We start from the raw sequence: 13,464 nt of genomic DNA, 5'->3' as shown, positions 1-13,464 counted from the left end.
GTGGAAGGCGACGGTGTTCCAGGCGCGCAGGCGAGTCACCCGTGACCTGGTCGCAAAAGGATCCGATGTCTGGATCATCTGCGGTCCATGGCAGACCGGGGACCATGCGAAGGACATCGCGCAATCGTGTCTTTCCGTACGGCATAGAGCTTGCGGTAAGATGCGGTCATGAAGCGCACCTCGTTCGTCCGTAGCTTGTCGACCCGCACCGTGAGCATTGCCCTCCTTCTCGGCGCCACGGCGGCGATCGGGGTGGCCTGCGGCAGCTCCGGAGATGGTGGCTCCTTCCAGGACACCGGCTCCGGCGCTGGCAGCGGGCAAGGTGCCGGCAACGGCGAGGGTGGTCAGGGTGGCGGGATCATCATCAACCCCACGAACACCGGCTCGACCACCTCGACGGGCACCGGCTTCTCGGAGTGCGCGACGGCCAGCGACGAGGCGACCCTCGTGCCCCTCAACATGATCATCATGTTCGACAAGTCGGGCTCGATGGACAACAACGACAAGTGGGACGACTCGACCGCCGCGCTGCGCGCCTTCCTCGAGTCTCCGGAAGCTGGCGGGCTGCGCGTCGCGCTCCGCTTCTTCCCGAACGGCCAGTGCAACGGCAATAGCTGCAACGTCAACGTCTGCGCCCAGCCCGTCGTGGAGGCGGCCCCCCTGAGCTCCGAGCCCGCGCCGACGGACACGCAGGAACAGGCGCTGGTGAGCGCCATCCTCAACGAGGACCCGAACGGGGGAGACACCCCCATCCACGCCGCGCTCTCGGGCGCGACGCAGTGGGCCTCGAGCTATGTCGCGGCCAACCCGACCGAGAAGGCCGTGGTCATCCTGGTGACCGACGGTGAGCCGAACGGCTGCAACGAGAACAGCAACGCCATCGCCAACGTGGCCGGGGACGCCTTCACGAACTCCGGGGTGTACACGTACGCCGTGGGCCTGGAGGGTTCGGAGGAGAACCTGATGAACCTCATCGCCGAGCGGGGCGGGACGAGCGCGGGCATCTTCATCGGCGCGGGCGCCAACGCCGAGGAGGATCTCCTGGTGGCGCTCCAGGCCATCCAGGGCAGCCAGCTCGCGTGCGACTTCCAGATGCCGCAGGCCTCGATGGGCCAGGAGGTCAACCCGGACCAGATCAACGTGGTCTACACGACCGAGGGCGGCGTGGAGACGATCATCGGGCAGGTCACCGGTGCCGACGCCTGCACCGCGGCAGGCGGCTGGTGGTACGACAACCCGAACGACCCCACCACGATCACCCTGTGCCCCACCACGTGCTCGGCCGTGCAGTCCGACAACACGGGCAGCATCCGCATCGTGGTCGGGTGCGACACCCAGCCGGCTTGATCGGTCCGTCGCGCCGCCGACGCGCGTCGGCCCGAGGCGCTTGATGACGCTGGATCGCGCTCATTTCCACGGGCGCGATCCAGGGGTTTGCTGCCCCGACCCTTGACAGAGCTGCCGATCGATCTTCGTATCGAGCTCCCACGTTGAGCGAACCCCGGAAGGCAAACATCGCGATCCTGGAGCGGAACCGCGTGGTCGGTCAGCGGATCGCGCGGGTCATGTGCGCCGCCAGCGGCCTCATGGAGATCCCGTGCGTGGACGATCCGGCCGAGCTTCACAAGGTGCTCAGCAAGCGCCCGCTCCTGCTCGGATGCGACGCCGCCGATCTGGATCTCGCGCTGGAGTGGGCTGCAGAGCGCTACACGAGCCTGAACCTGGTGGTGTGGACCTCGGGGAACACGGCGGCCGTGCTGCGGGCGGCGCTGCAAGAGCCACGGCTCTCCAGCGTGATCGGGTGGCCGAGCTTCGAGTCGATGCCGAGGCCCTGGGAGATCGCCCTCTCGGTGCGCCGGATCCTGAACCCCCAGGCTTCGCCGCCCCGGCTCTCCGACATGCTCTCCTGGGGCGCCACGGTCGTGAAGTGGCGGCCGCGCTCCAGCGAGGAGCGGGATCGCGCGGTGAGCGAGGTGTGTCACTGGGCGAGCAGGGCGGGCGCCCAGGCGCGGATCGCGGAGCGGCTCGGGGAGCTCGCGCACGAGCTGCTCATGAACGCGATGTATGACGCGCCCGTCGACCGCAGGGGGAGGCCGCGCTACTCGCACGATCGCCGTCAGAACATCGTGCTCGACGACAGCGAGATCCCCACGCTGCGGCTCGGCACGGATGGTGAGCGCATCGCGCTCCAGGCCCACGATCCCTTCGGCCGGCTGCGGCGGCACGACGTGTTCGAGGGCATCACCCGCGGGCTGAGCGCCCGCGAGGGGAGCGGTGGCGCCGAGCAGGTGCTCGACACCTCGCGCGGAGGCGCAGGGCTCGGCATGCTGAAGATCTACACCGCGGGGGCGGTGCTGCTCGTCGACGTGACCCCGAGCAGCTCGACGTTCGTCACGTCCTTCTACGACCTCGACGTGAACCCGCGGGAGTTCCGCTCGCTGCCCGCTTCCGTCCACTTCTTCGAGCGGCAAGCCTCGGCGGCCCCGGCCGACGAGCAGAGCGCAGGGTAGCCCGGTGAGGGGGATTCATGAGCGAGACTGACCCGCTCCTGGTGCGACAGCTCAAGCGTCTCGGCATCGTCGATCTCGACGAGCCGCCGGACCGGGAGACCTGGCAGAAGGCGCTGGCCAGGATCAGCGATCACTACCGGCACGTCGCCGAGGACCGGAGCCTGCTTACCCGCTCACTCGAGCTGAGTACCACCGAGATGAGCCAGCTCCATCAGCAGCTCGCGGCGGAGCGGGACCGGCTCAAGGGGGTGATCACCGCGGTGGGCGACGCGCTCAACGTCTTCCACGACGTGGCCAGCACCCGGCCCGAGCCCACGAGCACCCACGAGCTGACGGGCACCATCACCGTGGCCAAGCGGCAGTTCGCCGCCAAGCTCGGGGAGATCCTGGCGGTCAGCTCCGCCATGTCGGCGAGCAGCGGCGACTCCAGCGAGGTCATCAACGACATCCGGGTGAACTTCCTGCACCTCGCCGACCGGCTGGTGCAGCTCCTCTACGACACGGCCGAGAAGGCGTCGCTCAAGAAGCAGCTCGAAGTCGCGCGCGCCGTGCAGCAGATGCTGGTCCCCAGCGAGGATGTCCACGATCGCTCCTTCCTGCGGATCGCCGGGCATTTCCAGCCGGCGGCCGAGTGTGGGGGCGACTGGTGGGCCGTGCACGATCTGCCTGGCGAGCGGGTGCTCACGGTGATCGGCGACGTGACCGGCCACGGGATCTCCTCGGCCATCATCACGGGCGCGGCAAAGGCAGCCTGCGATCTGGCGCGCACGTTCTCCTCGGAGCGGCTCACGGTCACCCAGCTCCTCCGGATCATGAACTGCTCGATCTACGAGGCCGCGAAGCAGAAGTTCCTGATGACGTGCACGGCGTCGATCTTCGATCCGACGAACCGGACGATGACCATCGCCAACGCCGGGCACCCCTTCCCCTACATCGCGCGGAAGGGGTCGGTGCGGCAGATCCCGGCCCAGGGCTCGCCGCTCGGCGCCTCGGGGAACGCCGACTACCAGGCGCAGACGGTCCAGCTCCAGACGGGCGACGCGCTCCTGTGGTTCACCGACGGCATCACGGAGTGCGAGAACGAGGCGCAGGAGCCATTCACGGACAAGCGCCTGCGCGCGCTGTTCCAGGAGGTGGCCTCCACCGGGCCCGAGCGGATCCGGGATACCATCGTGACGGCCATTGCCGATTACCGTGGCGGGCGCGCGCTCGATGATGACGTCACGCTGGTCGTCGCTGCCGTGCAGTAGACAGCCGGGAGGGGTTTCAGATGATCCTCGAGACGTTCGCGTACGATTCTGACACGAGGAAGTGGTCCGTGCGGGCCCTGCCAGTGCTCGACAGTGAGCGGACGCTGGTGCTGGCCTTCGGGGCGGCAGAGCTGATCGACGATCCGGCGCCGCTCCGCGAGCTGCGTCGCGCCTACCCGCGGGCGCACCTCGTTGGTTGCTCCAGCGCCGGAGAGATCATCGGCACGAGCGTGCGCGATCGCAGCCTCTCGGTAGCGGTGGCACGCTTCGAGAAGACCACCCTGACCTCGGCGTACGTCGAGGTCTCCAGCATGGCGGGGTCGCACGCCGCCGGGCAGCAGCTCGCACGCAAGCTGGCGCGGCCCGACCTGCGGGGGGTGCTCGTCCTCAGCGAGGGCCTCGGCGTCAACGGCAGCGAGCTGGTACGCGGCCTCAACTCCGCTCTCCCAGACACCGTCGTCGTCACTGGCGGCCTCTCCGGCGACGGCCCTCGCTTCAAGCGCACCTGGGTCTGCACCGGCGACAAGATCCGCAGCGGCATCGTCACCGCCGTCGGCTTCTACGGTGACCACGTCCTCATCACCCACGGCTCCAAGGGCGGATGGGACAAGTTCGGCCCCGAGCGCACCGTCACCCGCAGCGAGGCCAACGTCCTCTACGAACTCGACGGAAAGCCCGCACTCGCCCTCTACAAAGAGTACCTCGGCGACAAGGCCGCTGACCTGCCCGCCTCCGGTCTGCTCTTCCCCCTCGCCATGCGCGCCTCCAGCAAGGACGACAAGGTCCTGGTCCGCACCCTGCTCGCCGTCGACCACGACAAGAACTCCATGACCTTCGCGGGCGACGTGCCCAGAGGCCACCTCGTCCAGCTCATGAAGGCCGACTTCGAGCGCCTCATCGGCGGCGCTGAGCTGGCAGCCAAGGCCGCCAATACGCCCGCGCTCGCCAGGACCGACGCTCACCTCGCCGTCGCCATCAGCTGCGTCGGGCGACGCCTCGTCCTCGGTCAGCGCACCGAGGAAGAGGTCGAGGCCGTGCTCGACAAGCTCCCTGCCGGGACGGAGCTCACTGGCTTCTACTCCTACGGCGAGATCTCTCCCTTCGCCACTGGCCACTGCGATCTCCACAACCAGACCATGACCCTCACCGTCTTCTCGGAGTCGAAGACGCCCCTGCCGAAGCCGCAGGCGCGCGCGCGACAAACTCCCGACGAGGTGGAGGCACGCGCGCCTGCCCGAGCGGAGAGCCGGGTGGCGAAGGAGGCGACGCCGGAGGCAGTGCACGAGGCATCGGCGCCGGTCTCCTCGCCGCAGGCGGAGACACCCCCTCCGGCGACGGGCCGGCAATCGAGCATTCCGGCATCAATCGAGATGCCGCACCAGGAGGCGCCGTCGACACAGGCCGCGCCGGCATCGTCGGACCACACGCCGGTGTCCGTGTCGGTCACCGCGCACTCGGCAGCCCGTCACTTCGCGCCGACGCGCAGCGTGGCACCCACAGGGCAGGAGGCGCGCGGCGCCGGGCTGGTCTTCGACAAGCGCAGGGCCGGCGACTACCTGGCGGTCCGCGTGGCGGGCCGGATGACGGAGACCTTCAAGGGCGCAGCGCTGGCCAAGGACCTCGAAGGCCAGGTCGTCTTCGACCTCGCCGGCGTGGAGCGGATCACGTCGTTCGGGGTACGCGAGTGGCTCCAGATGCTGCAGGCGTCGGAAGGCCGCGTCACCAAGCTCTTCCTGGCCCGGTGCTCGGAGCCGGTGGTGAACCAGGTGAGCATGATCCGCAAGTTCGCGGGCGCAGGGCAGATCGTCTCGTTCTTCGCGCCGTACACCTGCGAGAGCTGCTCGAACCAGTTCGAGAGGCTCGTGGACTGCGAGCACGACGGCGTCGCGCTCGCGCAGGGCAGGGCCCCAGCGGCCACCTGCCCGCGCTGCAGCGGCCCGGGCAGCTTCGACGACGACGCGCAGACCTACTTCGGGTTCGTGGCGCAGCACGGTGCGCGTGCAGTGCCGCGCGCGCTGCGGCAGGTGATCGAGGAGCTGGAGAAGGCGACGGAGCCCGTGGGCGGTGACGCGATCGAGAAGACGATCGATGGCGACGTCACCCGGGTCAAGGTGACCTGCAGGCTCGACGCGCAGCTACGGTGGAACCGGATCGTCGATGGTCTCGAAGGTCAGGTGGTCTTCGACCTCGGCGGCGTCCCCTCCGCGACGCCCGACGGCACGGCTCGGCTCGAGAGCGCGTTGCGGTCGCTCGCGCCCTCGACGGAGGCCATCCGCATCGAGGGCTGCCCGAAGCTCCTGGCAGAGCGCCTCGCCGCGCCCTCGTCGCCACCCGAGGTGACGATCGTCTCCGCGGTGGTCGAAGGACGGTGCGCGACCTGCAGCGCCCTGCGCCCGGTGGTGGTCGACGTGCTCGCCAACGCGCAAACGCTGCGCGAAGGGCAGGACCCCGCGATTCCTTGCAAGCGCTGCAGCACCCCGCTTGCGTTCGATGGTTCGCGCGCGCTGATGCACCTGCTCGGCGCGCACGCAGGCCGCGCCACCGGGCGTCGGGTAGCCCCTGCCGACATCCGCGCGTCGAAGGCCGCCCTGTCGGAGCCCCCGGAGCCCCTACCGCCGGCGACCCCCTCGACGCCCCCTCCGGAGACCTCGCGCACGGTGCACCCGGCACCACCGCGGTTCGGAGGCGGGACGGTGGTGGCGCTGGCCGTGGTGCTGGTGCTCGGCGTGGGCGGAGTGCTGGTCTGGCGCGAGCGCTCAACCCCGCAGGCGACCCAGCCCGCGGGAGCCAGCGCCCCGTCGGCGGGCTGGGCGAAGGTGGACGATCTGCCCCCGCCATGGGTCGAGCGCCCCTTCGTGATCGAGGGAGACAGTGTCTTCGTCGTCGGCCGTGGGGGGCTCGCGGCGAACGAGGAGGCGGCGCTCGCGATGGCGCGCACCGACGCCGTGGAGCGCCTCGCCTCGAACATGATCCCGGAGCTCGCAGGCTCGCCCATCCACGACTTCGTGCAGTCGCGGGTCGCTGCGACGGGGAGCGCAGAGCGAAGGCCGGAGCACGCCGAGGCCGTCGCGCGCCGCTTCCTTCAGCAGGTCGGCGCCTTCGCCACCCCCGAGCGCGTCGACGTGGTGATGAAGCAGCAGTCCGGTGGGATCGAGGCGTTCGCGCGCTACAAGCTGCCGAAGCAAAGCTACGCGCAGGCGGTGTCGAGCTACCGCGCAACGTCGACGTTTCAGGGGCTCGTGGTGGGCCGCTTCTTCCCGGAGCTCGAGGCCAGCATCCGCACCCAGGGAGACCTGATTGTGGTGGACGTGGAGAAGAACTGGGTGATCTCGCGCGCCGACGTACGCCCGGGTGACGTGGTGCTCGAGATCAACGGACGGCCCGTGACCACGGTGGAAAGCTTCGACAAGGTCGCCCGGGAGGAATGGGCGAGCACCGCACCGAATGGTATCATCACTGTGAGGCTCGAGTCGCTCGGCGCCCGGCGCGCCCTGGAGCTCCGAAAACTCGCGGGGCAGCGAAATTAGCCTCCCAACCCTCGATGATCTCAGGCAGCCAGGACCACGCGCATCGCCGGACGAGAGAGGGGACCTCCCGTGAGTGACGGACCCAAGTCCAGCTCCCGCAGTCCACAGACAGTCTCCCCCAGGCCCACGCGGCTCGGGCGCTACCAGCTCCTCAAGAGGATCGGTCTCGGGGGGATGGCTGAGATCTGGGTCGCCCGCGTGGCAGGGATCTCGGGGGTACAGAAGATCTGCGTGGTCAAGCGGATCCTCCCGCACCTCACGGACAGCGCCGAGTTCGTGCGGATGTTCCTCGACGAGGCCCGCATCGCGGCGACCCTGTCCCATCCGAACCTCGTGCAGATGTACGACGTGGAGGAGGTGGACGGGATCCCCCTCATCGCCATGGAGTACCTCCATGGCGAGGACCTCCGCTCCATCAAGAAGGAGCTGCGCGCCCAGAAGCAGCGCATGCCGCTCGAGCAGGCGATCAGCATCGCCACCGGCATGGCTGCTGGTCTCCACTACGCCCACGAGAAGGTTGGGTTCGACGGCAAGCCGCTGAACGTCGTCCACCGTGACGTGTCCCCCCACAACGTCATCGTCACCTACGACGGCGCGGTGAAGCTCCTCGACTTCGGGATCGCGAAGGCGGCCAACCGGATGAACGAGACCCGGGACGGCGCGCTCAAGGGAAAGATCCCGTACATGTCTCCGGAGCAGTGTCGCAGCGAGCGCCTGGACAGGCGCTCGGACATCTACTCGACGGGGATCATCCTCTACGAGATCTCGACGGGACACCGCATCTTCCGGCGCGGGGCGACCGAGTTCGAGATCATGCGCGCCATCGTGGAAGATCCGGTGACGCCACCCACGCGGGTGGCGATCGACTATCCGCCAGAGCTGGAGCGCATCGTCCTCAAGTCGCTCGCCAAGAACAGGGCCGAGCGCTACGCGACGGCGCGTGACATGCAGATCGACCTGGAAGCCTTTGCGCGCGAGCACCGCCTGAACACGAGCGCGCTCTCGCTCTCGTCGTTCATGGGCGAACTTTTCGGCGAGCGCGCCGAGGCCTGGAGGGACGCCATCGCCTCCGACAATGAGCTGCTCGATCACCTCGCCAAGCGCTCGCCGGCGTCAGAGATGCTCGGAGACGACTGGGGACTCGATCCCGATGGCGTCGAACCGCGTGAGGGGCGGAACGAGGATGGGCTGTTCGCGACGAGGCCCTCGGCGCCCTCACCTCCGAGGCGCGCGGAGGAGGAGGCGCCCTCCCCGCTCCCCGACCCTGCCCCCACGGGTGAGCCCCGCGCCCTTTCCATCATCCGGCGGCGTACACACGGCCTGCTCATGGTGTCGCTTTCCGGCCGGATGACGGAAGCGTTCCAGGGAGGCGCGCTCGCCCGTGAGGTCTCGGGGCGGGTGCTGTTCGACCTGGCAGGCGTGGAGCGGGTCACCTCGTTCGGCGTGCGCGAATGGCTCCAGATGCTCAACGAGGCGAGCTCCCGGGTGAGCGCGCTGTACATCGCGCGCTGCTCCGAGCCCATCGTGAATCAGGTGAGCATGATCCGCCGCTTCGTCGGCGATGGCCTCATCGTCTCTTTCTACGGACCGTACCGCTGTGAGAGCTGCGGCAACGCCTTCGATCGGCTCTTCGACTGCGAGAAGGACGCGGCGGCCATCCGGGCGGCCGAGCCCCCCCCGAGCCCTTGCCCGCGGTGCGGCGCAGAAGGTGTCTTCGACGATGACGCCGAGAGCTACTTCGCCTTCGCCTCGTCCTTCGCCGGCACGCCCATTCCGCGCGAGGTCCGGGCGGTACTCGACGAGTTGAACAGGAGCGAGGGGGGGGCGAGCGGCGACGCGATCGAGAAGTCGGTCGACAATCATGGGACCCGCGTCCGGGTGACCGGCAAGCTCGACACCACCGTCCGATGGAAGCGCGCGCTCGACGGCATCGAGGGTGACCTGGTGATCGATCTCGGCGGCTCGGCCGGAGTGGTCCCGGAGGGGGCCCGCGCCTTCGAGATGGCGCTGCGCGCGCTCGGTGACGAGGTGACCTCCATCTCCATCGAAGGCTGCCCACGCGCGCTCTGCGAGCACCTCATCTCCGCGAAACCGAAGCTCCGCGTCGTCATCGCCTCGGCGCTCGTGGAAGCACGTTGCGAGTCCTGCAATGCGATGCGCTCGACGTTGCTGGACATCAAGGAGGTGACCGCCGCCGCGCAGGAGGACCGTGACCCCTACGTCCCCTGCAAGCGCTGCAACACCGCCCTCTCCTTCGATCAGCTCCGACCCTTGCTCCGACGCATGGGCGGCGCGAGGCCTTCCCAGCCGGTTGACACCGAGGAGAAGCGCAACTCGTCCCCGGGAGCAGGGCGAGAGCGGCCCTCGTCGCCGCGCACGTCCCAGCCGCCCCGCACCTCTCAGCCGCCCCGCACCTCTCAGCCAGCGCGCATCTCCCAGGCGGAGACCCGCACGGCGCAGGCAGCACCTGGGACGCCCTCCACGCCGCCGACCGCGGCAGGCGCAATACGCTCCAGGGCGCCCGTGTTGATCGCGCTCCTGGTGGGCGTGGGCGTGGCCATGGGTCTCGGATTCGCGTACCGCACCGCGATGAAGGACACGCAGGGCGGTCCGCCCGGCGACGCGGCAAACGCTCAGAGCACGGGCCGACTGCAGCACGAGTCCCCCCCTGCCTGGGCCGAGCGTTCCTTCGTGATCGAGGGAGATCAGGTCCTGGTCGTCGGCCAGGGCGCAGGAGCGACGCGGGAGGTTGCGCTCTCGGCGGCACGCACCGCGGCCATCACAGAGATCATCCGCAACCTGGCCGTCGCACTCGCCGGCTCCCCCGTGCACGCTCTGCTGAAGCAGCACGAGAAAGACGCCCCCGCGAAGCTCACACCCGAGCAGATGGCGGCCCAGGCTGCGCGATACCTGCAGCAGGTGGGTACCGTCGCGACGCCCGAACGCGACGAGGTGCGCTTCCAGGAGCACGGCGGAGAGGTGACGGCCCTGGTCCGCTACCACCTCCGTAAAGACGGCTTCGACGCCGCACTCGACATCTACAAGCGCACGCTGAAGGTGCTGAACCTCGACGTGGCGCTGCTCTTTCCCACGCTGGAGCAGGTCCCCAGCCTCCCCGGCGAGACCGTGGTCGTGGGCGTCGACAGCAAGCACGCCGCTGCGACCGCGGGCCTCCATCCGGGCGACCTGCTGCTCAGCGTGAACGGCACCCCGATCTCGGGCCTCGATGCCTTGCAGCGCGCGGTTCAGAAGGCCGAGCCCGGGCTGGTTGACGTCGGGGTGGAGGCCGGGGGACGTCGCAAGGAGGTGCGCCTCCGCAAGGACACACCGCACTGAGTCGCCTGGCGAGGGCCCGCACCCCAGCCAGGGTCGAGATGCCCTCAGCTTCGCAAGGGTGAAGTTTCAGATTTGCACGCCGAAGCCCCAAGGCGATTGCAACTCGCCCAATCGGAAACGTCTTGGGCTGGCACAGAAGCAGCATGAGGGGATGAACAGAGCGCCTGCGGACGGTTCTCCCCCCCCCACCGTCGAGCGGGCGCTCGCTTTTTTGTGCTCCTGAGTGCCACGCTGTTCTGTGAGTGAACCGCAGCCCCCATGCATCCCTTACGGGGACACGCAGGGTAGATCGGGCAGCGCGTCCGATGAGAGCAGCGCAGGGAGCCAGCGCTGGAGGACCAGCGGGACCATCGCATCATGGGGCATGGGCTCCGTGGGGCGTAGATGCTCCAGTTCTCGCAGAACGCCTGGCGCTGCCGGCCGAAGTACCTCCTCACGCCGGAACGCGCGCTCGAAAGCGCCGAAAGGGCGCCGGGCCCAGCTCTGGGTCTGCCACGAGACGATGACGTGCGTGGTCGCGGGAGCCCTGGCGATTGCGCTGGCAAAGTCGGGTTCCATGCAGCCGTCGATCACCAGGGCTGCATGGACAGGCGGAGATGCGAGCGCCGCAGAGACCACACCGCCGCTCGCATTGCAGCCTCCGCCGGAGTGACCAGCGACGAGGATCCGCTCCCGGTCCAGGGTGGCCATGCGGCCGAGACGGGCCGTGGTGAGGTCGAGAAAGCGGGCAAGGTCGAAGTGAGGCCAGCTCGTGCGCGCGACGGCGGTAGCCGCCGGCACGATGGCGCTCGGAGCGGCGACGAGGACAGGGGGGATGCGGCCCGACTCCATGAGCTCCGAGACGATCCGGCGGACATCGCCCTCCTGACCGCCACCCATCCACCGGTAGCGGATCAGCTCGGCATTGATGCCGTGCAGGAACACCAGGACTGGCAGCGGGCGCGACGCGGAGGCCGCGAGCTTGTGCACGAAGACCCTGCCCAGCCAGCTCTTCTCGGCACCTCCCGCGTCCCGGGGCTCCAGTGCAAAGTCATACGTGGCTCCGTCGAGCGGTGGGGGCGGTTCGGGCTTCCTCCTCCGCGCTGCACCATCGCTCCGAGCCGGCTGGGGCTCGACCGGAGCAGGCTGCAGCGGCGCTCCGAGAGGGCGAGAGGTCCGGGTCTCCGTGAAGACCTCTCGAGGCGGCTCAGTCCCTGCGCTGGCGAGGTGATCGCCAGCTGCCAGGGCGACGCTGACCGTGAGCGCGGAAGCAACCAGGACCCGTATGACAAGGCGCACTGGAGGTTGCGCCGCGAGGAGTGCTGCCCGACGTCTCAAAGCTTGCATGAGATCAGGGGAGCGACGCACCGGGGGGCGGCTCGAGAGGGGCCCCGGTATCTGGAAGCAGGGTGCGCTCCCGCCCGAAATTCCGGGTCGGGTTCACCACCTTCACCTGCCCGAAATGGCTGAGCGGCACGCCCAGCCGCGCCGCATCACCAGCAACCACGAGCACCCCGTGCGCGGGGGCCATGTAGGCGCTGGCGACTTTCGCCACGAACACCGGAGTCATGTCCTGCATGCTCCTCCGCGAGCGCTGGTGTTGATCGTCGGGCAACCCGGACAGGCGCAGACGCACCAGGGCATCGGCGAGCGCGGAGGGTGTTTCGAGCTGCACGACGAGGGTACTCGACAGTGAATGGATCGCGGCCTCCACCTCCTCGGGCGGGGGTACGTTCGTGGAGAGCTGCGCCGCCTGCTCGAGCAGCGCCTGCACCACCGCGCCCGTCTTCTCCGCCTTCGCGGTCACCCGCACCACGAGCGGCGTCGGGCCTCGGGCAACGTCGAGCGGCGCGGAGGACGTGGAGAGCACCGCACCCGCGAGCGCGCCTCCCTGGGAGAGCCAGGGACCTCCCGCACCGCCCACGATCTGTCCTGCGAGCAGGAAGGCCGGCCACTCTCCATCGCCACGCGAGGGTCCCACGAAGCCGAGGAAGATCTCGCTCTCCAGCGCACCAGGACGATCGACCAGGGTGATCTTCGTGCCTTCAGGGGGCACCGGATCGGTCAGCGACAGCTCCGTCACGCTCCGACGCCTGCGCGTATCAGACGCGAACGCTGCCTCGGCCGCAGCGCGCACCAGGGCCGGCCCCGCGTCGCCAGCGACCACGACGAGCAGCGGTGACGACGCGATCTGACGCTCGTAGAACGCCCTGCAGTCGGCGACCGTGATCCGGCTCAGCTCCTCGGCGCTGAAGGCCGCCGAGGAATAAGGGTGGCGCTCCATGGGCAGCAGGTAGAGCTCGCGGTGAAGCATGGTCAGGCCAGCCCACGCGCCGTCCTCGCGGCCAAGCCTCTCCACCTCGGCGATCGCACGCCGCTTCACGCCGTCCAGCGCTGCCGGAGCAAAGCGTGGTCTCAGCACCACCTCCGCAACGAGCTTCAGCACCGCACCGAGCTGCTCGCGGGGCGCGCTCACCCGGAGCACCGTCGCGTCGAACGTCGTCTCCACCGTGAACCGCGCCCCGAGCCCTTCCATCTGGGCCAGCAGGTCCCGCCCTCCCAGAGTGCCCGCGCCGCCCTCCCGAAGCATCTCCCCGGTGAGCACAGCAACCCCTGCCCGCTCCTCGTCCGCCACCATTCCACCCGGGATGGCCACCCGGATCTCCACGACTGGCAAGCTCCTGTGGATCACCGTCCCCACCCGGATGCCGCTCGGGAGCTCGATCCAGGTGGGTGTCGGAAACCTGAAGGCCCTCGCCCCGGCCGACACGGGCGGCTCTTCACGTGCATCCGTGGCGGGCGCCTTCGCCGGGGGTGCCTTCCTTGCGACAGCCGCAACGGGCTTCTCGGATGTGCGTGGGC

7 protein-coding genes are annotated in these 13,464 nt (G+C 69.3%); 5 read left to right on the top strand and 2 right to left on the bottom strand.

Going from position 1 to position 13,464, the window contains the following annotated elements:
• Positions 1 to 168: 168 nt before the first annotated feature.
• The 5 genes from CAP_RS10300 (at position 169) to CAP_RS10275 (ending at position 10,623) form a co-directional block, all read left to right on the top strand.
• Positions 169 to 1,347 carry a vWA domain-containing protein gene (locus tag CAP_RS10300; protein WP_044239182.1) on the top strand — a complete coding sequence of 393 codons (1,179 nt, stop codon included), beginning with the start codon at positions 169 to 171 and terminating at the stop codon, positions 1,345 to 1,347.
• 143 nt (positions 1,348 to 1,490) lie between these two features.
• Positions 1,491 to 2,510: a hypothetical protein gene (locus tag CAP_RS10295; protein WP_231511285.1), complete on the top strand. Its 1,020-nt coding sequence runs from the start codon at positions 1,491 to 1,493 to the stop codon at positions 2,508 to 2,510.
• Between the two features lie 17 nt (positions 2,511 to 2,527).
• Positions 2,528 to 3,760 (top strand): PP2C family protein-serine/threonine phosphatase, encoded by a 1,233-nt coding sequence (locus CAP_RS10290; protein ID WP_044239180.1) that lies wholly within the window; start codon positions 2,528 to 2,530, stop codon positions 3,758 to 3,760.
• Between the two features lie 20 nt (positions 3,761 to 3,780).
• Complete coding sequence (locus tag CAP_RS10285) at positions 3,781 to 7,287, top strand: FIST N-terminal domain-containing protein (RefSeq protein ID WP_044239179.1); 3,507 nt, start codon at positions 3,781 to 3,783, stop codon at positions 7,285 to 7,287.
• 69 nt (positions 7,288 to 7,356) lie between these two features.
• Positions 7,357 to 10,623: a protein kinase domain-containing protein gene (locus CAP_RS10275; RefSeq protein ID WP_269324159.1), complete on the top strand. Its 3,267-nt coding sequence runs from the start codon at positions 7,357 to 7,359 to the stop codon at positions 10,621 to 10,623.
• Between the two features lie 267 nt (positions 10,624 to 10,890).
• Here CAP_RS10275 and CAP_RS10270 read toward each other — a convergent pair whose 3' ends face one another.
• Positions 10,891 to 11,592 carry an alpha/beta hydrolase gene (locus CAP_RS10270; RefSeq protein ID WP_044239176.1) on the bottom strand — a complete coding sequence of 234 codons (702 nt, stop codon included), beginning with the start codon at positions 11,590 to 11,592 and terminating at the stop codon, positions 10,891 to 10,893.
• Positions 11,593 to 11,953: 361 nt separating this feature from the next.
• Entirely contained in the window at positions 11,954 to 13,372 is a 1,419-nt protein-coding gene (locus tag CAP_RS10265; RefSeq protein WP_052374701.1) for a M16 family metallopeptidase, read from the bottom strand.
• Positions 13,373 to 13,464: the final 92 nt, after the last annotated feature.

The sequence above is a fragment of the Chondromyces apiculatus DSM 436 genome (assembly GCF_000601485.1).
GTDB classification, from domain to species: domain Bacteria; phylum Myxococcota_A; class Polyangia; order Polyangiales; family Polyangiaceae; genus Chondromyces; species Chondromyces apiculatus.
The sequence above is the reverse complement of the archived record's forward strand: the minus strand, read 5'-3'. Positions and strand labels throughout refer to the sequence as shown.

Excerpts from the sequence above, each read along its gene's own strand:
- CAP_RS10300 (WP_044239182.1), top strand. The coding sequence starts at position 169 with ATGAAGCGCACCTCGTTCGTCCGTAGCTTGTCGACCCGCACCGTGAGC.
- CAP_RS10285 (WP_044239179.1), top strand. The coding sequence starts at position 3,781 with ATGATCCTCGAGACGTTCGCGTACGATTCTGACACGAGGAAGTGGTCC.
- CAP_RS10290 (WP_044239180.1), top strand. The coding sequence starts at position 2,528 with ATGAGCGAGACTGACCCGCTCCTGGTGCGACAGCTCAAGCGTCTCGGC.